The sequence below is a fragment of the Pseudofrankia asymbiotica genome (genome assembly GCF_001983105.1).
In the GTDB taxonomy this organism is placed as follows: domain Bacteria; phylum Actinomycetota; class Actinomycetes; order Frankiales; family Frankiaceae; genus Pseudofrankia; species Pseudofrankia asymbiotica.
In genome coordinates this window covers 102735-125415 of record NZ_MOMC01000040.1, presented here as the reverse complement: position 1 = coordinate 125415, position 22681 = coordinate 102735, and the positions used below count along the sequence as shown (strand labels likewise).

The 22681-nt window shown below is 74.8% G+C and carries 13 protein-coding genes; 9 read left to right on the top strand and 4 right to left on the bottom strand.

Annotated features, from left to right (window positions below; all coding sequences use genetic code 11):
• Nucleotides 1-253 precede the first annotated feature (253 nt).
• Both aceE and BL253_RS20140 read left to right on the top strand, forming a co-directional pair.
• Entirely contained in the window at nucleotides 254-3070 is a 2817-nt protein-coding gene (gene aceE, locus BL253_RS20145; protein ID WP_076818677.1) for a pyruvate dehydrogenase (acetyl-transferring), homodimeric type, read from the top strand.
• An 842-nt stretch (nucleotides 3071-3912) separates the two neighbouring features.
• Nucleotides 3913-4758, top strand: a complete 846-nt coding sequence (locus BL253_RS20140) for a hypothetical protein (RefSeq protein ID WP_076818676.1) — start codon at nucleotides 3913-3915, stop codon at nucleotides 4756-4758.
• A 149-nt stretch (nucleotides 4759-4907) separates the two neighbouring features.
• Here BL253_RS20140 and BL253_RS20135 read toward each other — a convergent pair whose 3' ends face one another.
• A complete protein-coding gene (locus tag BL253_RS20135; protein WP_241834953.1) occupies nucleotides 4908-6563 on the bottom strand; it encodes a bifunctional phosphatase PAP2/diacylglycerol kinase family protein in 1656 nt (551 codons plus the stop codon).
• Between the two features lie 293 nt (nucleotides 6564-6856).
• The gene (locus tag BL253_RS45855) at nucleotides 6857-7249 is read right to left on the bottom strand and encodes a DUF5999 family protein (protein ID WP_274535228.1); all 393 of its coding nucleotides are present in this window, start codon (nucleotides 7247-7249) and stop codon (nucleotides 6857-6859) included.
• A 605-nt stretch (nucleotides 7250-7854) separates the two neighbouring features.
• Here BL253_RS45855 and BL253_RS20125 point away from each other — a divergent pair.
• Together BL253_RS20125 and BL253_RS20120 are read left to right on the top strand one after the other, a co-directional pair.
• Entirely contained in the window at nucleotides 7855-9486 is a 1632-nt protein-coding gene (locus BL253_RS20125) for a glycosyltransferase family 2 protein (RefSeq protein ID WP_241834951.1), read from the top strand.
• Nucleotides 9487-9647: 161 nt separating this feature from the next.
• Nucleotides 9648-11213 (top strand): hypothetical protein, encoded by a 1566-nt coding sequence (locus BL253_RS20120; RefSeq protein WP_420801693.1) that lies wholly within the window; start codon nucleotides 9648-9650, stop codon nucleotides 11211-11213.
• A gap of 20 nt (nucleotides 11214-11233) precedes the next feature.
• On the opposite strand, the gene BL253_RS20115 is transcribed toward BL253_RS20120, so the two are convergent.
• Complete coding sequence (locus tag BL253_RS20115; protein WP_076818672.1) at nucleotides 11234-11662, bottom strand: CoA-binding protein; 429 nt, start codon at nucleotides 11660-11662, stop codon at nucleotides 11234-11236.
• 35 nt (nucleotides 11663-11697) lie between these two features.
• On the opposite strand from BL253_RS20115, the gene BL253_RS20110 reads away from it, so the two are divergent.
• The gene (locus tag BL253_RS20110; RefSeq protein WP_076818671.1) at nucleotides 11698-12426 is read left to right on the top strand and encodes an HAD family hydrolase; all 729 of its coding nucleotides are present in this window, start codon (nucleotides 11698-11700) and stop codon (nucleotides 12424-12426) included.
• 420 nt (nucleotides 12427-12846) lie between these two features.
• Nucleotides 12847-13206, top strand: coding sequence for a type II toxin-antitoxin system RelE family toxin (locus BL253_RS20105; protein ID WP_076818670.1), 360 nt, complete (start codon nucleotides 12847-12849; stop codon nucleotides 13204-13206).
• A 15-nt stretch (nucleotides 13207-13221) separates the two neighbouring features.
• Here BL253_RS20105 and BL253_RS20100 read toward each other — a convergent pair whose 3' ends face one another.
• Nucleotides 13222-13803 (bottom strand): TerD family protein, encoded by a 582-nt coding sequence (locus BL253_RS20100; RefSeq protein WP_076818669.1) that lies wholly within the window; start codon nucleotides 13801-13803, stop codon nucleotides 13222-13224.
• Nucleotides 13804-14006: 203 nt separating this feature from the next.
• Between BL253_RS20100 and BL253_RS20095 the strand changes: the two genes are divergently transcribed.
• The 3 genes from BL253_RS20095 to BL253_RS43285 all read left to right on the top strand — a co-directional run bounded on the left by BL253_RS20095 (nucleotide 14007) and on the right by BL253_RS43285 (nucleotide 21998).
• The gene (locus BL253_RS20095) at nucleotides 14007-15875 is read left to right on the top strand and encodes a hypothetical protein (RefSeq protein ID WP_076818668.1); all 1869 of its coding nucleotides are present in this window, start codon (nucleotides 14007-14009) and stop codon (nucleotides 15873-15875) included.
• 71 nt (nucleotides 15876-15946) lie between these two features.
• Complete coding sequence (locus tag BL253_RS20090; RefSeq protein ID WP_241834956.1) at nucleotides 15947-16810, top strand: hypothetical protein; 864 nt, start codon at nucleotides 15947-15949, stop codon at nucleotides 16808-16810.
• Nucleotides 16803-21998, top strand: coding sequence for a hypothetical protein (locus BL253_RS43285; RefSeq protein WP_076818666.1), 5196 nt, complete (start codon nucleotides 16803-16805; stop codon nucleotides 21996-21998). The genes BL253_RS20090 and BL253_RS43285 overlap by 8 nt, the downstream gene beginning before the upstream one ends.
• Nucleotides 21999-22681 lie beyond the last annotated feature (683 nt).

Genomic DNA, 22681 nt, shown 5'->3' with positions numbered 1-22681 from the left:
CCCCGGCCGCGCGCCGCCACACCCGGACGAGGCGGGTGGGTGCCGGCGCGCCAGGGCATACGGTGGTGCGCGGCGGGCGTTGATTTCGCTGCACAGTTTCGTTGACGTTCGTCACAGTCGACGTGGCGGAACTCGGCGTTAACCGGGGTGTGCGTGACGTCCCTGACGGGACGGAGCACCATGGCGTCAGCATGTCCGCCCAGGCACGACCTGCCTGGGATGGCCATCACCCGAGGGCTAGGAGCAGAGGAAAGTGGCACAGGACAGTAACCGGAAGTTCTCGGTCATCACCGACGGACTGCCAAGCCAGCTGCCCGACGTCGATCCGTCGGAAACCAGCGAATGGCTCGAGTCCCTCGACGCCGTCATAGCCGAGCAGGGGCGGGGACGCGCCCGTTTCCTCATGCTCAAACTCCTGGAACGAGCCCGTGCCAACGCGGTGGGCGTACCGTCCCTGACCAGCACGGACTTCATCAACACGATCTCGCCCGAGCAGGAGCCCTGGTTCCCCGGCGACGAGCATGTGGAACGGCGCATCCGTKCCTATATCCGGTGGAACGCCGCCATCATGGTCAGCCGGGCCAACCGGCCGGAGTACAACGTCGGCGGTCATATCGCCACGTATGCGTCGAGCGCGAGCCTCTACGAGGTCGGGTTCAACCATTTCTTCGCCGGTAAGGATCATCTGACCAGCTCGCCCGGCAGCTCCTCCGGCGACCAGATCTTCTTTCAGGGGCATGCCTCCCCCGGTATCTACGCGCGCGCTTTCCTCGAGGGCCGGCTCACCGAGGCGCAGCTGGACGCGTTCCGCCGTGAGGGCGTTCCCGGCGGTCTTTCCTCGTACCCGCACCCGCGGCTCATGCCCGCCTTCTGGGAGTTCCCGACCGTCTCGATGGGCCTCGGCTCGATCGACGCGATCTACCAGGCCCGGTTCAACCGCTACCTGATGAAGCGGCAGATCAAGGACACGTCGAGCAGCCGGGTGTGGGCGTTCCTCGGCGACGGCGAGATGGACGAGCCGGAGTCGATCGGCGCGCTCGGCGTCGCCGCCCGCGAGGAGCTCGACAACCTGATCTTCGTGGTGAACTGCAACCTGCAGCGCCTCGACGGCCCGGTCCGCGGCAACGGCAAGATCATGCAGGAGCTGGAGGCGCTGTTCCGCGGCGCCGGCTGGAACGTCATCAAGGTGGTCTGGGGCCGCGACTGGGACCCGCTGCTGGCCCAGGACACCGACGGCGCCCTGGTGAACCGGATGAACACGACACCGGACGGCCAGTTCCAGACATATTCGACGTCGCCCGGCTCGTACATCCGTGAGAACTTCTTCGGCTCGGACGCACGGCTGCGCCGGATGGTCGCCGACCTCTCCGACGACGACCTGCGCAAGCTCTCCCGCGGTGGCCACGACTACCGCAAGCTGTACGCCGCCTACAAGGCCGCSACGGAGCACGCGGGTCAGCCGACGGTGATTCTCGCGCACACCATCAAGGGCTGGACGCTGGGCAAGGACTTCGAGGGCCGCAACGCGACCCACCAGATGAAGAAGCTCACCAAGGCGGAGCTCAAGGAACTGCGCGACCGGCTCTACCTGGAGATCCCGGACTCGGCCCTGGAGGCGGACCTCCCGCCGTACTACCACCCTGGCCCGGACTCCGAGGAGATCCAGTACATGAAGGAGCGCCGGGCCACGCTCGGCGGTTCGGTGCCGCGCCGGGCRGTGCACGCCAAGCCGCTGCCGCAGCCGCCGGCGTCGATGTTCGACATTCTGCGCAAGGGATCGGGCAAGCAGCCGGTCGCGACGACGATGGCGTTCGTCCGGCTGCTGAAGGACCTCATGAAGTCCAAGGAGATGGGCCCCCGGTTCGTGCCGGTCATCCCGGACGAGGCCCGCACCTTCGGCATGGACGCGATGTTCCCGACGGCCAAGATCTACTCGCCGCACGGCCAGAAGTACGAGTCCGTCGACCGGGAGCTGCTCCTGTCCTACCAGGAGTCCGAGTTCGGCCAGATGCTGCACGAGGGCATCAGCGAGGCGGGCTCCATGGGCTCCGTCATCGCCGCCGGATCGGCGTACGCGACGCACGCGCAGCACATGATCCCGGTCTACGTCTTCTACTCGATGTTCGGCTTCCAGCGGACCGGCGACCAGATGTGGGCGTTCGGCGACCAGCTGGGCCGCGGCTTCCTGCTCGGCGCCACGGCCGGGCGCACGACGCTCAACGGTGAGGGCCTGCAGCACCAGGACGGCCATTCGCTGCTGCTCGCGTCGACGAACCCGGCCTGTGTCGCCTACGACCCGGCGTTCGGCTTCGAGATCGCGCACATCACCCGGGACGCGCTGGACCGGATGTACGGCGAGCGCGACGAGAACGTCTTCTACTACCTGTCGGTCTACAACGAGCCGTATCCGCAGCCCGCCGAGCCGGCCGGGATCGACCCGGCGCAGGTGATCGCGGGCATGTACCGGTTCCGGGCCGCCGAGGAGCTCTCGTCCCCGGCCGCCTCGTCCCCGGCCGCCCAGCGCGGCGACGGGGCGGCGGCGCCGCGTGCGCAGCTGCTCGCCAGTGGTGTGGCGATGCGCTGGGCGCTGACGGCCCAGGAGATGCTCGCCGCCGACTACGGCGTGGCCGCCGACGTGTGGTCGGTGACCTCGTGGAACGAGCTGCGCCGGGACGCGCTGCAGTCGGAGCGCGCGAACCTGCTCAACCCGGAGCAGCCGGAGAGCGTGCCGTTCGTCGCCCGGATGCTGGCCGGCGCGCCCGGCCCGGCGGTCGCGGTGAGCGACTGGATGCGGGCGGTGCCGGACCAGATCGCCCGCTGGGTGCCGCAGCCCTACACCTCGCTGGGTACGGACGGTTTCGGCCGTTCGGACACCCGCGCCGCGCTGCGCCGCCACTTCAACGTCGACGCCGAGTCGATCGTGGTGGCGACGCTGGAGTCGCTGGTACGCACCGGTGAGATCAAGGCGAGCGTCGTCGAGGAGGCGATCGCCCGCTACGACCTGCGCAGCTCCTCCACGGTCGCCGGTACCCCGGACGGCGAGGCCGACGAGCGGCCCATCTCCGGCTGACACGGGTCAGAGGAACGAACGCCCGGCCCGGGCCGGCTGGTGGCGACCCGCTCGCCCCAGCCGGCCCGGGCCGCCCGGCACCTCGGTATCCCAGCGCCCGGCATCCACGGGCACCACGGGCGACACTCGGCGCTGGATCAGCGGGGCGTCTACCGGCCCACAGTGGCCAGGACGGCATAGATCGTCACCATCGCTGGAAGCACTGGCCACGAAGGGTCCCTGGACATACGCCGACAGCATTCATAACCAGTGCCACTGGTCGACTCCAACCCACCCCCGCCAGCATTGGCTACTATGAGTATCCGTCGGGCAGTGGGACGCGCTAGTCCATCCGCTCCGATAGGCCTGGATGGTCCAGAGACGAGGCAGTCCGCCTGTTTGGGTGCGATGACATCGACGTGGCACTACGCTGACGAGGTTGACGCTCAGTGTTCACTGGCGGCGCAGTCCCTGGCCGCACTGGAAGAGACAGCCCAGTGCCCACCCGGGGCGAGAACGCTCGGGGGCACTGGAGCGGCGGGCGTCAGCGACGCGGCCCGGGCCGGCCGGTCATCAGCCGGCAGGCATGGTCGCGTCCCCACCGCGCCGTCGGTGCGTGCCCGCGTGCCCGGCGGTGAGGTTGTACGCATCCGCGGCGAAAGCGCTCGACGGGGAAGCGCCTATGGCGAGGAGGACCACGTGAAGGCTGGCGTGACGCACGCTTCTCCGTTGATCTTTGCGCCAGCAAAGATCAACGGGGGTCCCGCGCCCTGGGTTGGCCAGGAGCACTTCTGTGCCCTGGGCCACAGGGGAGCGGGAAGGGCCGCGCCAGGCGCCGCCCGTACGGCCACCGGAGCGGCCGCATGATCCTTCGCGCCCGCCGCATCGAACGGCTCGAGGAGCACCCGAACCTGCGGGGCATCCTGGGCATCCTCGCCCAGCTGGTCCACACCTCCGACGGCGAGCTGGCCCAGCTGGCCGCCGAGTGGCGCAACTCCCCGGCGCTCGCCGTCGCCAGGGACCGGGCGCTCTCGCCCGAGTCGCCCCTGGTCGTCGAGGTGCTGGCCGCGTTCGACGCCCTCTCGGCCATCTACGCCGATGACCTCTCCGGCGCCGAGTACGTCACGGTCGACCCGTCCGTCACCGCGACGGCGCTGCGCTCGATGCGCGACGCGCTCGCCGCGGCCTACGCCCGCCCGATCCTGTCGCGCTCGGAGTACGCCGGCCTGATGCGCCCATGGCGCATGGTCTACCCACGGGTCCGTTCACACGAACCCGATCTGGGCCCGTCCGCCGCGGACGTCAAACGGGTGCTCGCCGCGCTGCCGAGGCTCGCCGTGCGCTGCCATGACCCGCGCAGTTCCGAGGTCTTCGAGGGCCTGCTGGTGACCGCGCTGACCCGCGACGAGTCCGACCATCAGGAGGCGATGGATGCCGCCTTCGGCACCGCCGTGCTCACCGGCCGGCGCCGGGTGTGGACGCTGGTCCGCCGCAGCGCCGCCGAGGGGTTCTGGCGTCCCTGCCAGGACTGCCGCGGCGACGGCGCGCTGCTCGCCCAGGACCCGTCGGCGGAGGCCCGCGTCATGGAGCTCTGCGCCGACCTGGCCTGCGCGCTGCTGGTCGAGGACCTTCTCGACCCGGTCCTGTGCGCCCGCCTGACGACTCCCCTCACCGCTCTCATCCCTCTGCAGGACCACCCCGTCCACTGAGGCGTGGGAGGCGTGGGAGGCGTGGGGCGCCCTCCGGGCTCTGTCCCGGACGGGCGGGCCGGACGAGCCGGACGGACAGACCGCCCGGCCGGACGGACGGGACGATCTCAGGCTCGCGCTGGCACCGCATGGGGAGCCAGCCGGGCGGTCTAGTCCGGCCGGTAGACGACCAGGCGGGCCCCGTTGGGCATGATGGTGATACTTCGCACACCGTCCGTGACCTCGCCGTCGCGGGCGAACGGGAGCGTCCTCGCGGGCTCGGTCGCGTCCGCGCCCCGGCGGGACCTCCGGCCCTGCCGCCCATCCGGTCGGGGGCCGGCGGCGGAGACCTGGATCCGGACGGCCGTCCGCTTCTCGTAGACCCGGCTGCGCCGCAGCTGGCCCGTGAGGACGGCGACGACGAGCCGCGCCCTGGCGAACGGGCTGACGCCGTCGACGAGGCGCAGGTCGAGAAGGCCCTCGTCGAGCCGCGACCGGTATGTCGGGGCGAACCCGGACGGGCGGTAGTTCCCGTTGCCGACGAAGAGCAGCCACAGCCGGCGCCGCTCCAGACCGGTCGGCGCGGAGGCGGTCACCGGCCATCCCACGCCCAGCGGGGCGTCCTTCACGCCTCGGCGGGCGGTGCGCGAGCGGGTACGGGCACGCGTCGGGCCAGTGGGGTCGAAGGCGGTGATGTCCACCTCGATCGGGGGGTCGTTGCGCAGCACCCAGGCCAGCGCCACGACCATGGCGGGCCATTTCCCGAACCGCTTCTCGAGCCGTTCCCGGATCGCGACCATGTGGGCGTAGCCACCCAGGCTGGCGGTGTTGAGGAACACCCCCTCGAACCGCTCGCCGGCGGCGTCGATCCCCTCGAGACGACCGACGTCGACGGCGACGGCGCTGCCCTCGCGGACGGCCCGCGCCGTGTCGGCGATGCCGGTCGCGAGGCCCAGGTCCGCCGCGAAGTGGTTCAGCGTGCCGACCGGGAACAGGGCGAGCGGCAGGCCGTGGGCGAGCGCCCTGGCGGCGGCCGCGCTGACCGTGCCGTCACCGCCCGCGACGCCGAGCACCAGGCAGGAGGCGGCGGCCTCGTCCAGCTCCTCCTCGAGGTCGTCGTGCGGCCCGACCTCGACGACCTTCGCGAGCGGCAGCTCGGCCCTTAACCGCGCGGCGACGTCGGGCCCCTGGCCCAGCCACGCACCCGACCCCGAGCTGGCGTTGACGACCACCGTCAGGCCCTCGCCCTCCGGCAGGGCAGGCACCGAGGCCGACGCCGGACGGCCCCGCGCGGGTGCCCACGACCGCCGGGGCATCACCTTCGTCGTCGCCAGCGCGCAGGCGGCGCCGAGGGCCGCGCCGGCGACGACGTCGCTCGGGTAGTGCACCCCGACGTAGACCCGGGAGAAGGCGACGAGGCCCGCGAGCGCGCCGACCGGCGCGGCGGCCTTCGGGGCGTCGAGCGCGACGGCGGTGGCGAACGCGGCCGCGGACGCGGAGTGCCCGGACGGGAACGAGAACGACAGATGCTGGCGGTGTGGCCGGCGGACGAGCGGGACCGCCTGGTTGACGGGGCGGCCACGCCGAAAGATCATTTTTGCGGGGCCGTTGGTGACGGCGCTCGCGAGCCCGAGCGCGATCAGGCCGCGTCCGGCCGCCCTGCGACGCCGGCCCCGGGTCATCCCGAGGGCGCCGGCGACCCCCCACCACAACAGGCCGTGATCGGCCGCGTGGGACAGCCGAGGGAGCAGCGGGTCGGCGATCGGGCGAGCTCCGGCGACGGCCCCGAACACCGCGCGATCGGCGGCACCGACGCGTGACGCCACGCCGCGCACCGGGCGTCTCCGCTGGGACGCCGGCACCGGGTTCACGCCTCGCGCGGCATTGCCCGCGCGAATGGCCACCTGCCGCGCCCATCTACTCTCCGCCACGTCCGCAGGCTAACCGGGGATGGCCGCAAGCACCTAACCCACCGGAACGTTCCACTCCGGCGTAGGCCCAACGAAGATCGCGAACGGGGCGTCGCCCGCGCCGGGGGCGCTGGCGGCGCAGCGCGGCGGGCCGCCGGCGCGCGTGGCCGCTCGCGACGCCACACCAGGGCGCCGCGGCGGCACGCGGGTCAGACCCCGGCCGGGATACCGGCGCGGCGCGGGGCCGCCGGCCGCGGGACACGCGCGGGGCCGTACCTCACTGGGCCGCGGCGGGGTTCCACCGTGCGTCCGGTGGGGAGGATCTCGCCGGTGTCCTCGAAGAGGATCACCCCGTTGCAGAGAAGGCTCCAGCCCTGGTCTGGATGGGTGCGTACCATCCGCGCCGCGTCCCGGTCGGCGGCGTCCGCGTTCGGACAGATCGGCTGGTGCTGGCAACAGCGGCCCGTTTGAAGAGGGTCGCTGTGGGCGTCGCTCTCGGTGCCGTCGCCCGATGTGGGTTCGGAACCGTGGGCAGAAGCTGGTCCGACGATGCCGTCGGACCCGGCGGCGCCCGCCCGCGCCGCCTGCTGAGAAGAACTCACCTGCACGGGCACCAGACGTTACGCCTACCGGTTACAGCAGTCACAACGACCTGCTGACTACGGCCTCGGCGTGTTTACATGGCAGGTTCCATATCGGCGCAAACCAGGACCCCGGATGGTCGCGGAGGGTATCCGAACGGGCGCACTCGCCCCGGATTCTTCACCGAGAGTAGCCAACAGGGGGACCACAACGGCACGAACCGGGGAACTTCCCGCCTTCATCGCAAAGACCCCGTACCAGGCCCGGGACGTCGCCAACCAGACACCCCCGCGGACTCACCGGCGGCCGCCGCGAGCGCCCCCACCGATGGGCCCTCGAGGGAGCTTCGGCGCCCCGGCCGGCGGCCATGGCACGGCGTCAGCGCGACCGCCGACCGGTTTCGGTGTCCAGCACGCCGCCACCGGGCGGACGGGACGCCGGTCCCGGACGCGGCACGCGCAAACGGTAGGTTACTGACCTGCCGCCCTGCGAGACCTTCGGGCACCCGGCGAGAATGGGGGCGCCGGCCGAGGTGGGGCGCGTCACGGGGGATGCCCTCGGTATGCGGCGCACGTCGCCGCGAGCGTCGGCCTGGGGCGCTTCGTCCTCGGCAGGGAGAGGGACGGTGGAGGACGAACCCGTGGATGCCGTCCGCCCAACCTCCACCACCAGTCAGGATGCCGAGTCGGCGAGCGGCTCCGGCTGGGCCGACGTCCGCCCGCCCGGCGGCGGCCACGCCGAGAGCACGGCGGTCAGCGGCCCGGCGCCCGCCAGCCCGGCAGCCGTTGGCTCGACAGCCGTTGGCTCGGAAACCGCGAGCCAGGCGGCCGCCAGCCAGCTCGACCCCGCCCTGACGGCCGGCGGTCACGCCACTGTCACGGCCGTCGCCGACCGGCCGGCGGCCGCGGGCCATCCCGGCTCCCCGGGCGGTCACACCCCCGGCAACGGCCATCCCTCCCGCGCGAGCTCCTCTCGGCACGGCCGCGGCGCCGCGCGTGGCGACACGAGCCGGGTCGAGGTGTCGGTCGTGATGCCCTGCCTGAACGAGGAGGCATCGGTCGGCGACTGCGTGCGGGCGGCACGGGCGGGGCTGTCTCGGCTCGGCCTGCCCGGGGAGGTGGTCGTCGTCGACAACGGCTCGACCGACTCCTCCGCCGCCCGCGCCACCGCCGCCGGCGCCCGGGTCGTGGCCGAGCGGCGCCGTGGCTACGGCAACGCCTACCTCACGGGCTTCGCGACCGCCCGCGGCCGGATCATCGTCATGGGCGACGCGGACAGCTCCTACGACTTCACCGCCATCGACGCCCTCGTGGCCCCACTGCTGCGCGGCGAGGCGGACTACGTGCTCGGCTCCCGGCTGGGCGGGCAGATCCTGCCGGGCGCCATGCCCTGGCTGCACCGCTACATCGGCAACCCGGTGCTCACCGCGATCCTCAACCGGCTGTTCGGGGTGCGGGCCTCGGACGCCCATTCCGGCATGCGGGCCTTCACTCGCGACGCCTACACCAGGATGGCGCTGCGCAGCGAGGGGATGGAGCTCGCCTCCGAGATCGTGGTGGCGGCGGCCCGCGCCGAGCTGCGCTGCGTGGAGATCCCGATCACCTACCACCCCCGGGTCGGCGCCTCCAAGCTGGACTCCGTCCGCGACGGCTGGCGGCACCTGCGCTTCATGCTGCTGCTCGCGCCGCGTCACCTGTTCGTCCTGCCCGGCCTGCTGCTGCTGGCGCTGGGCCTGCTCGGGCAGGCGTCGTTGCTGGTCGCCGCCGTGACCGACCCGGCGCGCGTGACCGGCGATCCAGGCATCCAGGGGGCGTCCGAGCCGTACGGCTGGTACGGCACGCTCATCTGCGTGCTCGCCGCGCTGGTCGGCGGGCAGCTCGTGCTGCTCGGCGCGTTCGCCGACGCGCATCACGGCCGGGTCGGCTGGCGCATGCCGGGCCAGCGCCCGCCCCGGCTGGTCCGCTGGCCGCTGACCCCTGGGCGGGGCGGGTTCCTGGGAAGCACACTGTTCGCCACCGGCCTGGTGGCGGCGGTCGTCCTGGGCGTCCTGGTCGTGACGGCGACGGGTGGCCACGACGCCGCCGGGATGACGCGGGTGACGGCGCCGTGGCCGGGCTGGTCGCCGCGCCTCGGCGCGCCGGCCGCGCTGCCGGCGGCCGGGCTCGCGCTGACGGTGGCGGCCCTCGGCCTGCAGGGCATGCTCGGCACGTTCTATCTGCGCCTGGTGGCGACGGCGACCGGCGCGGCCGCGCGATGACGGCCGCCTCCGTGGCGACCGGCCCCGACGGCGTCGGCGCCGACGAGCGGACGGCGGGGGGGCACGCGCCAGGGGACCCGGCCGGCGAGACCCTCCCCCACCGTCGTCCCCTTCGGCGGCTGGCGGCATGGAGACCGGGGGCACGGAGGCCGACGACGGAAGTGCTGGCGGCGGGGCGGCGGCACTGGCTGTTCGCCGTGTTCCTGGTGGCCGGAGCCGGGCTGCGGCTGCTCACGATGTACGCCTACCGGCCGGCCTTCGAGTTCTCCGGCGACTCGTACGCCTATCTGACCCTCGCCAGGCTCCACCAGCCCGACCCGATGCGGCCCGCCGGCTACCCGGTGCTGCTGAGCGTGCTCGCCCACGCCCATCGGCTCGCCGTCGTGCCCGCGGTCCAGCACGCCGCCGGGCTCGCGATCGGCCTCGCGCTGTACGCGCTGCTGCTGCGCCGCGGGATCGGGCCGCTCGGGTCGGCGCTCGCGGCCGCGCCGGTGCTGCTCGACGCCTACCAGCTCGACATCGAGCACTTCGTGATGGCGGAGACGCTGTTCCTCGCGCTGCTGGTAGGCGCGCTCATGGCGCTGCTGTGGTCGCCAAGGCCGTCGATCGCCGCCTGCGCTCTGGCCGGCGGGCTGCTGGCCGCGGCGGGGCTCACGCGGACGCTGGGCGTCGTGCTCGGCGTGCTCGCGCTCGCCTACGTCGTCGTCCGCCGCCTCGGCTGGCTGCGCCTGGCCGCGTTCGCCGTGGTCTTCGCCGCGCCGCTGGCCGGATACGCGACCTGGTACCACTCGTACCACGGGACGTACGCGCTCTCCGGCGGCGACGATGCCTGGCTGTACGGCCGGGCGGCCCCGATCGCCGACTGCGACAGGCTGYGGCTGAGCCCCGAGCAGCTCGTCCTCTGCTCGCCCTACCCGCCGGCCGACCGGCCCGGCCCGAACTACTACGTCTGGGCCGACACCAGCCCCCGGTTCCAGCTCACCGGGACCGCCGAGCACAGGAACCAGGTGCTCGGCGGCTTCGCCCACGAGGTGATCCGCCGCCAGCCGGTCGACTACGCCCGGATGGTCGCCGCCGAGGTCGGCCACTACTTCGCCCCCGGCCGCTACACCGGCTACCGGGACTGGCCGGACGGTGCCTGGCGCTTCCCGGACGCCCACACCCCGCGCTACTTCCACGTCAGCGAGCCGCTGCTCGACTTCGACGAGCGCCGCCCGCCCCGGGTCGTCCACGAGCGGGCCGCCGGCGTGCTGCGCGGCTACCAGCGGTTCGCCTACACCCCCGGGCCGTTGCTGGCCGTCCTCGTCGTTCTCGCGCTCATCGCGACCGGGCTGGGCCTCCCCCGGCCGCGGCTGCCCGGAAGGCCTCGGCGCGGCCAGGCTGACGACGTCGAGCCACCCGGCGATGACCCGACCGCCGACGAGACCATCGGCTCCGCCGGGACAGGCGCTGGTGCCGCCGTGACGGGCGGGGACGCACCCGCGCGGCGCCGGCTGCCGGGACGCGCCCGCCGGCGCCCGGCCCGGCCCTGTGCCGACCCTGTGACCGGCGAGCGCCGTCGGATCGGCGCCGACTGCGCGCTGCTCACCGCACTAGGCCTCGCGGTCCTGGTCGTCCCGGCCGCGACGGTCTGCTTCGACTACCGCTACATGCTCCCGGTGCTGGTCCTCTTCCCACCCGCCGCCGCTCTCGCGACACGCCAGTTCCGGCTCGGACGCGACGGCTGAGCTACCAGCGCCCGCACGCCTCACCAATTGGCGAGGTGGGCCTCGATCTTGGGGCAGGTGTCCATGACCACCCGCAGGCCGGCTTTTTCGGCACGGGCCGCGGCCGCCTCGTCACGCACGCCCAGCTGCAGCCACAGCGCGCCCGCGCCGGCGGCGATCGCGTCGTCGACCACCGGGCCGGCGAGCTCCGAGCGGACGAACACGTCCACGACGTCGACCTTGAACGGGATGTCGGTCACCCGGGCGTAGCCAGGTTCGCCCTCGAACTCCGCCTTCGACGGGTGCACCGGGATCACCCGCTTGCCGTGCTCGCGCAGGTAGTGGGCGATCTGGTAGGCCGTCCGTGCCCTGTTGTCCGACAGCCCGACCACCGCCCAGGTCTCCGTGTCGACCAGCAGGGACCGGACCGTCTCGTCATCTCCGTAACGCACACCGATCGCAACCACCATCCGCGCCCCGGTCATCCCCGCGCGACGATGGGTGCATGACGGCGGAGCGGCAGACGACGGGCGGCGGCGCGGCGGGAACGCCCGGGACGGCCGGCGGCGGCGGGCCGCGGGCCGTCGTCTTCGACATGGACGGGGTCCTGATCGACTCCGAGCAGGTGTGGGACGCGGTCCGGCGGGAGCTGGTCGCCGAGCGCGGCGGGCGGTGGGCGCCGGACAGCACCCGGGTCATGATGGGCATGTCGACGCCCGAGTGGGCCGCCTACCTGGTCAGCCTCGGGATCGGGATGACGGCGGACGAGGCGGTCGACGAGGTGCTGCGCCGGCTCGGCGAACGTTACGGCGACGCGCCGCCCCTGATCGACGGCGCGGTGGGCGCGGTCCGGGCACTCGCGGCGGCCGGGCTGCCGCTCGCGGTCGCCTCCTCGTCGCCCCGCCCGGTCATCGAGCTGGTGCTGCGTTCGGCGGGTCTCCTCGGCGAGTTCGGGGCGTTCGTCTCGTCGGAGGAGGCCGGCCGGGGCAAGCCGGCGCCGGACGTCTACCTGGAGGCCGCACGGCGGCTCGGCGTCCCGGCGGCTCACTGCGTCGCGGTGGAGGACTCGACGAACGGGGTGCGCGCCGCGGTGGCGGCGGGGATGCGGGTGATCGTCGTGCCGAACCCGCACTTCCCGCCGTCCTCGGAGGCGGTCGCCCTGGCGGCCGCCCGGCTGGGCCACATCGGCGACCTCACCCTGGAGACGGTCCGAACCGCCTACGCACCCACCTGAACCGCCCGGTGCGGGCGCCGGTCGGCCGGATGGCCCCGGACTGCTCAGCTCGGGCAGTTCTGGCCCGGGCTGCTCGGCCCAGGCAGCCCGGCCCAGGGCACAAGTGCCGCGGTGGCGAAGGTCCGCCCCGATCACGATCGCCCATGATCATCGTAGGCGTGTCGTCGTCGTCACGATCTGGCCAGATTCACAACCGCGACGACACGGCGGGGGCGATCTACCGCCGGGTGAGCACTGGCGAGACGACGTCTGGGCCACGGACGACAGAGCAACGGTGTGTCCGTCACAGTGGCTGGCCGCGGGCCGACGTCAATGCCCGATTCGGTGAGCCGATTCCACCTATGATCGGCTGGTGTCGAAGCCATCCGCTGGTACCGCCTGCCCGCTCCCGGCGCTCCCGGCGCCCCTGGCGGGTGACCGGTGAGCGAGAAGTACCGGCTGGTGCTGGCGCCATCGGCCGAGCGGGACCTTGAGCGGCTGCCCGAGCTCATCGCGGTCGACGTGAAGCGATTCCTCAACGGCCCGCTCCTGAAGGAGCCGTACAAGGCCGGCAAGCCCCTGGGCGCGCAGGACGCGAGCGAGTCACGGTCCGCCGGGCGGGAGGGCACGACGCCGTCGGCGACGATGCTCGAGGCGTCCGAGCACTCGTGGCGGGTCCTCTACCGCGTCGACGCGAACACCCGCACCATCCGGGTCATGGTCGTCGGCCACCGCCCCCGGGTCGTCCGCCGTCTCGCCGACCCGGGCCCGCGAATCCCCTTCGTCGACCGCTTCCGCTAGGACGGGGCTCGGTCGTCAGGAGACGTTGACGCCGAAGTCGACGGCGATGCCGCGCAGGCCGGTGGAGTAGCCCTGGCCGACGGCGCGGAACTTCCACTCGCCGCCGTACCGGTACAGCTCGCCGAACAGCATCGCGGTCTCCGTCGACGCGTCCTCGGTGAGGTCGTAGCGGGCGATCTCGATGCCCGTGTTCGCGTCGGCCACACGGATGAACGCGTCGCGGACCTGGCCGAACGTCTGCCGCCGCACCTCCGCGTCGTAGATCGAGACCGCGAACACGACCTTCGACGCCTGCGCGGTCAGCCCGCGCAGGTCGACCATGATCTGCTCGTCGTCGCCGCCACCGCCGCCGACGAGGTTGTCGCCCAGGTGCTGCACGCTGCCGTCCGGGCTCGTCAGGTTGTTGAAGAAGATAAAGTAGCTGTCGGACAGCACACGGCCACGGTCATCCACGACGATCGCGGACGCGTCGAGGTCGTACGGCGCGCCGGATGTCTGCCGGACCTGCCAGCCGAGACCGACGGTGACCGTGGTCAGGTTCGGGGCGGCCTTGCTGAGGGAGACGTTTCCACCCTTGGACAGGGACACGGAGGCCATGGCCACAAAGCCTAGTACTGCCCATACAAATCGGAACACTGAACCTTGTCCGCTGGCAGACGCCGGAGACCCGTTGCCATACCCCCGCCGGTCATGCCGGTGGGCCGCGCCCCCTGTACCTCCGCGTCGGCTCGATGACTCCGCGCGGCGGCTGACGCTCGTGGCCGGCCGGCCCTGGCCGCGTCGCCGGTAACCTTCGTCCGATGTGCCCGCCGATCCCGACCGAGCCCTCGGACGCGCCGCCCTATCCCGACGGCGCGGTCCGCGTCCTCGGCGCGGCCGAGCCGACCGGCGGCCGGGACGGCTCGGCGGTCGCCCGGGGCATGGCGCTGGGCGCGGCGGACGACGGGATGGCCCGCCGGTTGAAGGCGCTGGCGCTGACGGCGCCACTGCATGACCTGGACGCGCGCAAGCGCCTGCTCGACGGCGCCGACTTCGCCGTCTACGCGATGGCGGAGCTGGCACTGCACGCGATCGACCTGGTGACGGTCGCGATGGACTTCGACCGGGGCGCGAGCCACGACCAGGTGCTGCGCCGCCTCACCCCGCTCGCCGGCGCGCAGGCACCGCGGCGGCCCGCGGCCGAGCACGAGCGGGCCGCCCGCTGGGTGCTCGACAACCTGATCAACGTGGGCAGCGTCGACCGCGGTTTCGACACGGTCTACGGCACGTACCACCCCGACGGCCGCTACGAGCGGCGCCGGTTCGACTTCAAGCTGCTCGTCGAGCTCGCCGACCCCGCTGGCGAGATCTACCTGCGCGCCACCGACGAGGCCGTCACCGTGCTCGTCGGCGCGCTGGACACCGACGTCACGTCCGCCCAGGTCGCCGCCGAGGTGACGCTGGACAACCTGATCCGCCGTGGCCGGCTCTCCGACGCGCGCACCGCCGCCGAGGCCGCCCGCTACCGCACCGTGCAGTACGCCGAGCAGCTGCGCCGGAGCCTGGAGGGCACCCGCCGGGATGTGCTGTCCGTCGACTGGCTGCACACGCTGCCGGCGCTGGTCGACGAGGCGCTCGGCCACGTCGAGGCCCGTTACCGGCACGAGAACGCGATCCTCACCCACATCCGCCGCTACCGTGACTCGGCCGAGGACCCGGCGCACAAGCGGGCGGCGGCCGACCTCGTCACGATCGTCGCGGACTGCGTGCGCAGGCACACCCAGCTGCAGGCCCGCCTGCAGGAGGCGTTCGCGGTGTTCCGGGCGGAGCAGGACCGCCAGCAGTTCGCGGCCCCGGCGGCCGGCGGCGGGACCGGTGTCGACCTGTACACCCAGCTGCTCGCGCCGACGCTCGCCCGCCCGCTCGGCGAGGCGAGCCAGGTGGCCGCGGCGTTCTTCCCCGGTGCCGCCGGGGTCCGCCCGCCGCGCGCGCCGCGCCTGGCCGATCTGGTCGACGCGTTGCTGCGCCCGCCGGCCGAGCGCGACACGCTGGGCGCGCCGGTCCCGGAGGCCGAGCTGGTCGCCTGGGAGGAGCCGCCCCGGTTCGGCGACGACGCCTGGACGCTCGCGCTCGAGCTGCTCGACGAGATCGACCCGGAGGCGCCGCGGCGGCTGTCCGGCCTGCTCGCCGAGGCCAGGGCCCTGGCGGGCAGCGCGGCCGTCGCCCTTGAGGCGGGCCAGCTGCTCACCCTGCTCACGCTGCACGCCATGAGCCCACGGCTCGCCGCCGTCGCGGACCGAGCCGGCCAGCCCCAGCGCCTCGGCGCGAAGCCCCGGCACGGCGGCGACGGCGCGGCCGGCCAGCCGGACGCGGCCGACGGCGCCGAGGCGGTGGCCGGCGAGCGGCCGCTGCTGGCCGTCGACGACGGCACGCCGCTGGACGACCCCGAGTTCGCCGGCGCCGACCTGCTCGTCGGCCGCGTCACGGTCACCGACCGCCCCGATCCCACCGAGGCCGAGACCGCTGGGGCCGCGGCCGCCGAGACCGACGTCGCCGGGTCCAGGGCCGCCGAGACCGAATCCGCGGGGACGAGGGCCACCGACGCCGGCACCGAGACGGGCATCGGGGCCGGCGAGAGCGGACGGGCGGCGCCCACCGCCACCGAGACCGGTCTGGTGGGTGCGCGGTGAGCCTGCCCGTCGAGGCGGCCGAGGATGACGCGGGCACGGCCACGCGGTCCTGGCCGGGCGCAGGCCCACCGGTGGAGGCGGTGGCGCGGGACGCCGCCGAGCTGGTGGCGTTCGGGCTGCGGCCCCGGCTGGTGCCGGCGCGGGACGCGCGTTACCGCGAGCTGGTCCGCCGCTACCTGCACGAGTCCGGCTTCGCGGCGCTGACGCACGCGGTCGCGGACGGGCTGGGCATCGTCGTGCTGGACGTCTCCGACCGGGCGGGGCTGGTCGCCGGCGGCACCGCCGAGTCGGCGTTCACCGTGCGGATCAGCGACTACGCCCGGCGTGCCGGCGGCGAGCACCGCGCCGCCGACCGGATGCTGCACGCGCTGGCGCAGCTCGCGATCGCCGCGCTCGCGTTTCCCCGCCCGGCCGACCTCACCGACGACTCCTATGTCGGGCGGGTCAGCGTCGACGGGGTGGACGCGTTCGTCCGCGAGGCCGCCCGACTCCTCGAGACCAGGGCCGGCGGCTCCGCCGTGCCAGGCCCCGGCGACCCCACGCCTGAGGACGAACCACGGCTGGAGGCGGCCTGGCGGCTGTACTCCCGCAGGCCGGCGACCGGGACCACCAGGGACGCGCGCCGGCTCTCCGGGTCGACAACCGGGATCATCGCCCGGGCCATGGGGTTCCTCGTCGAGTCGGGCTGCCTGGTCCAGGTCGGCGAGGAGGGCGGCGGCACGTTCCGCACCACCCCGCGCTATCAGGTGCAGGTCCGCGAGCTGGCCGCCGACGCGGCGATGGAGGAGCTGCTCGCGCTCGGCGTCGTCACCGTCGCCGCTCCTGACGGCGGCCTGCGCGTCGTCCCGTCCGTTCCCGACCTCCTCGACGCCGGCGCGCCCGCGAGCTCCGCCGATCCGGCGGCGACCCCGGCGGAGGGGCGTGTCGATGTATGAGCTGGCACGGGTGCGGCTGCACTCGATCGGGCCGCGGGGTGCCCGCTTCGGCGACGTTCTGCTCGACTTCTCCGGCGTCGGCGGGCCGGTGACGGGGCCGCGCCAGGACTCGATGTTCGACCTCGCCGCCGCCCAGGCGGCGTCGCGGCCGACGGGCAGCGGTTCTGGTGAACCAGGTGGGTCGGGCTCGGACGCCGGCGTGGGCGACGGCGCCGCGGCCGCCGCGGGCGCCGCGAGCCTGACGGCCGGTGCGCCAGGTGGCGGCTCGGCGGCTGACGTGGCGCCCGCCGGGTGGCGGCTGGGCGGGGAGCCGCCGGTGCGGCGGCGGGCGTCGCCGGCCACCGTGCTGTTCCTGGAGAACGGCGGCGGCAAGAGCGTGCTGATGAAGCTGATCTTCTCCGTCGTGCTGCCCGGGCGCAGGCACGTCGTCGGCACGTCCAACGGACGGGTGCTGGACAACTTCGTGCTGCCCAGGGACTGCGGTCAGGTGATCTGCGAGTGGCAGCACGCGGTGACCGGCGAGCGCGTCGTCACCGGCAAGGTCAGCGAGTGGCGCGGGCGTGGCCCGGCCGACGGCGGCCGGCTCGCCGACGCCTGGTACTCGTTCCGCCCGTCCGGCGGCCCCGGTGGCACGGAGCTCAGCACCCTCCCACTGCGCCGCGACGGCCGGCTGGTGACGCTTGCCGGGTTCCGCGAGGCGATGACCCGCGCGCACGCCGCCGACCCGGCGCTCGACCTGACCTGGGAGACCCACCAGGGCGCCTGGCTGGAGCACCTGGACGCCCTTGGCCTCGACCCGGAGCTGTTCCGCTACCAGCGCGCCATGAACGCCGGCGAGGGTGAGGCCGCCGAGGCGTTCGCGTTCACGACCGACGAGGGGTTCGTCGACTTCCTGCTGCGCGCGGTGACCCCACCGGAGGACCCCGCCGGCGTGGCCGAGGTCGTCGACGGCTACGCGGCCAAGCTCGCCGAGCGGGCGGTGCTCGCCGCCGAGCGCGACTTCGTCGCGGGCGCGCTGGAGCGCCTGTCCGTCCTCGTGGACACCCTGCGCGACCGGGACGCGGCGCAGGTGGGGCTGGACGCCGCCCGCGTCGAGATCGCCCGGCTCGCCGCGGGAGTGGACGGACGGCTGCGGGCCGGCGAGGCCGACCGCGCGGGGCTCACGGCTCAGCTCACGGCGGCCGGCGACGCGGAGGCCACCGCCGAGGCGGGCCGAGCGCACGCCGGCGACCTGGTGGCCGCGCTGCGCCGCCGGCTCGCCGAGCTGCGCCTCGCCGACGCTCAGGCCACCCGTGACGAGCTGGTCGCCGCGGCGAAGGCGACAGCGACCGTCGTCGAGGGCTGGCGGGCCAGCGCGGACACTCTGCGGCTCGCGGCGGCGAGCGCCGAGGCGGGCCGGCTGACAGCGCTGGTCGCCGAGGCGCGTGACACCGCCGCGCCGGCGCTGGCCGACCGGGACGACGCCGCCCGCGCGTTGGTCGCCGGGCTGCTCTCCGCCGCGGCCCGCGCCCGCGCCGCCGCCGACGAGGCCGAGCGGCGGGCGACCGGGCGGGACCAGGACGCCGAGACGGCGGCCGAGGCCGAGCGCCGCGCCCTCGACGAGGCCGCCACCGCCCGTGCCGGCGAGCGCGCGGCCCGGGCCCGCGTCGAGGCCGCGGCCACCGCGCTGGCCGCCGCGGCCGCCGGCGGCCTGCTCCCCGGCGCCGCCCGCACCGCTGGCACCGCTGGCACCGCTGGCACCGCCAGGGACGCGGCCATCGGCGGCGCGTCGTTGGGCGAGGCCGCGGCGGACGCGGCCGACGCGGCTCGCGCCGGGGCGACGGCGGTCCAGGAGGCGCTCGCCGAGGTCGGCCGGCTGGACCGGGAACGCACCGCGGCGGCCGAGGCGAGCCGGCGGGCCGAGCGCGCCGCCGACGTCGCCCAGGCAAGGGCCGCGGCGCTGGCCGACCAGGCCGCGGCGGCCGACGACGCCGCCGCGGCCGTCACCGCCGACGGCAGGGTCGCCGCCCTGCTCGGCCTCGCGACGCCGGCTCTCGCCGGCGCGGCGGGGCTGGACGGGGTGGCCGAGGAGGCCCTCGCCGCGCTGCGGGCCGCCGTGGCGGCGGGCGAACGGCGCAGGCTGGAGCTGACCGTCGAGTCCGACGCGGACCGGCGGGTGCTGGCCGCGCTGGGCGGCGACGACCTGCGCCCGGCCCGGCCCGAGGTGCTCGCGGTGTGCGCGGCGCTGACCGGAGCCGGCATCTCGGCCGAGCCTGGCTGGGCATACCTGGTGCGCGCGGTGGCCGCCGCCGACCGCGAGGCCGTGTGGCGCGGGCGTCCCGATGTCGCCGACGGCGTTGTCGTCACCTCCCGGGACCCGGACGGCGCGCGGGCCACGCTCGCCCGCGCCCGCGAGGTCCTCCTCGCCGCCCGCCTCCTCCCCAACGCGGCCGTCAGCGTCGCCACCCCGGCCGCGTTCGCCTCCGCCCGAGACACGGTCACCGCCCGAGGTTCGGCCGGCCCTGGCACCCAGGCTGGCCCTGGCACCCAGGCCGGTCCTGACGACGTGGCCCGCGCTGACGGCATGACCGGGCCCGGGGGCGTGACCGTCCGCGCGGAAGGCGCCGAGCGCGTGAGCTGCGCCGGCGACGAACCCGCGTCTGACGGGCTGGTGTTCGTCGTGCCACCGAACCCGGCGCTGTACGACGCGGCGGCGGCCGCGGCCGAGCGGTCCGCGACCCAGCGGCGCCAGGACGACCGGGCCCAGCTCACGGCCGAGCTCTCGGCGAGGGTCGAGGCGGACAGGGCGTTGACGGCCGCGCTCGCGGGCTGGCGGCGCGCCTACCCGCCGGGCCGGGTCACGGCGCTGGCCGCGGAGTTCGCCATCGCCCGGGACGCCGCGGCCGAGGCCGCGAGCACGCTCGCCGGGACGACGGCGCGGGCCGACGAGGCCAGGGCGGCGGCGGACGGGGCGTTCGCCGCCGTCGAGCCGCTGCGCGACGCCGAGCAGCGCGCCGTGGCCAGGGCCGGCGAGCTCGACCGGCTGGCACGCGCGATCGGGAGCCCGACAGAGGACCTCGCGCACGCGGATGAGCTGGCCGCGGCGGCCGCGCGACTGGCCGCGGCGGCCGAGGCGCATCGCGCCGCCGCGGCCGCCGCCCGCCGCGCGGCCGCCGAGGCGCGCCGCGAGGCGGACGGCGCCCGCCGCACCGCGGACGCGGCCCGCGCCGAAGCCGCCGAGGTCGTCGGCGCGGGTGCGGAGGTCGACGAGGCCGACGGCGCCGACGAGACCGGGAGCGGCCCGGGCGCCGGCGGCGGTGACGGTGACGGCCAGGGTGGCGTGCCGGGCACCGGGGGAAGCGGCGTGGCGCCGCGGGTCGCGGTGGCGGTGCTGCGGGCCCGCTACGAGGCGGCGACGCGGACATACCAGCAGGTCGCCGTCGGCGCCGACCTGACCGCCGCGCTCGAGCTGGCCCGCCGGGAGGAGGCCACGGCCCGGGCCGCTCTGGACGCGCTCACGCCCGAGGTCCGGCGGGCCGCGCGCGAGCTGCTGGACGGCCCTGACGGCGCCGACGCGGCCTCGCGCGCCGCGGCCGCCGCCACGGCCGGGCGGCACGCCGAGGCGCTCGCCGCCGAGCTGGACGAGATGCGGGAACGGGTCGGGGGCCTGCGCGAGGAGGTCCGAGCCACCAGTGAAGAGGCTCGTCGCCGCCGCGCTGGCCCGCTGACCGGCGATCAGGTACCCGCCGACGCCCGGAACGCCGAGGAGCTGCTGGGACGGGCGTTCGCCGCCGTCCGCGCCGCCGAGACGGAGCTCGGGCGCGCCAGAGCTGGGCGGGAGCGCCTTGGGGTGCTCGCCAGCCAGTACGACGGCACGCTCGCCGCGTTCCGCGCCGTCGCCGAGACACTCGCCGAGGCGATCGCCGACACCGCGAACGCCTCGGACCGGCCGGCGGACTCCCGAGCGGACCAGCCCGCTCGGATTCGCCGGTCCGGCGAGAACCCCGGCGACGGCGACGCGACCGCGAGCGACGGCGACGTCCCGGCCGGTGGTCCGGACGCCGGCACGCCGGCCGGGACCGTCGCGTTCGGCGGAGGTCCTGAAGAGGCCCGCGCCGCGGCGCGGTCGGCCCGCGACAGCTGGCGGGCGGCGACCGCGCGGCTCGCGACGGCCGCCACCGCCGTGCGCGCCGCGGCGGACGCCGTCGCCGCCTGGGCGGGGCAGGACCGGTTCGAGGGCGTCCGGGCGCCCGCCCGCCGTCAGATGGTCCGCGCCGGGCGCGAGGCGGTCGCGGCGAACGCCGTCGCCTGGGCCGACGCGCTGGCGCCCCGGCTGCGCAGCCTCGACGACGACCTCGCGCACATCGGCCGCAACCGGGCGGCGATCGTGGCCCGGCTGGAAGGCATGGTCCGTACCGCGCTCGGCACGCTGCGCGCCGCGCAGCGGCTGTCCCGCCTGCCCGACCAGCTCGGCGACTGGTCCGGCCAGGAGTTCCTGCGGATCTCGTTCTCCGATCCGGAGGGGGCGACGCTCGCCGACGCGCTCGGCGACGTCGTCGACGCCGCGGCGGCGCAGGGCCGGCCCGCGACGGCCGCGCACGGCGAGCCCACGGCCGCGGTGGCGGGAAGCCCGGCGGCCGGCGCCGCTGGTGGCGGCCGGGCGCCGGCGGCGCGGCTGGACGGGATGGCGCTGCTGCTGCGCGGGGTGCGCGCCGCGCTGCCGCGCGGCGTGCGGGTCGAGGTGCTCAAGCCGGACGCGGTGCTGCGCACCGAGCGGGTCCGGGTGTCCGAGCTCGGCGACGTGTTCTCCGGCGGCCAGCAGCTCACCGCGGCCATCATCCTGTACTGCACGATGGCGGCGCTGCGCGCCAACGACAGGGGCCAGCTGCGCACGCCGCACGCCGGCGTGCTGTTCCTCGACAACCCGATCGGCCGCGCCTCCGCCGGCTACCTGCTCGACCTGCAGCTCGCCGTCGCCGACCGGCTCGGTGTCCAGCTCGTCTACACCACGGGCCTGTTCGACACGGCCGCCCTGGCCGCCTTCCCGCTGGTGATCAGGCTACGGAACGATGCCGACCTCCGCGCCGGCCTGAAATACCTCCGCGTCGAGGAACATCTGCGCCGCGGCCTGCCGGCCACCGCCGGCGGCGGCCAGGATGCCGCCACCGGCGTCCTCACCGCGACCCGCGTCTACCGCCGCCCCGCCTGACCACGCCGAGTGGACTTCCACGGTTGGCCCGGCCCGGTCTGGATACAGGTCCGATCAACGCCCGTGTCCACACGCCAGCATGGATTTGTCGAGTTGGTGTCTTGTGCGATCCACCGGTAGATGCCACTATCGAAAAAGTACCGCCCGGTACCCCCCGAGCCGGGCGGTACGTAAACTTGCCCTACTCGCCGGCTCTTTCGCCCGGCGGCCCGCGACCCGCATTGTCGTTCAGGGGCTGCCCCCGGAGTCCCGGCGTAGCCGAGGCTCCGGCCTCCTTCGGCTCGTCGCCGCACGATGAGGTGGCGCACAACCTTTTCATCGCCGCTGGGCGGCGACTTCGGCCTCCTCCGTTTCCAGCCGCTTGACAGCGGGTGGCTCCCTCTGTTTGTGGCCGCCGGCGACGTCGGCGAAGTTGCGTTTACAACTTCTTGGTCCACTACCTTCGGTGACGTCGGGCCCCGGTCACTCCCGGGCGTGGCGCACGTTCAGCATTACAACGTGAGTGCCGGTTTAACCCTCGGGCGGAAGGGTACACAACCGCGCGCCTCGGGTTAGGAGCGGAATCCGAAACGTCGCCTGCTCCACTTTGACGTCACGCTTGGGACCGGTCACTGTTCGACACCCGAAGTCGATGTCCAGGTGCATTCTGCCGCCGCATCGCGCCGTTCCCGGGTAACGAATGC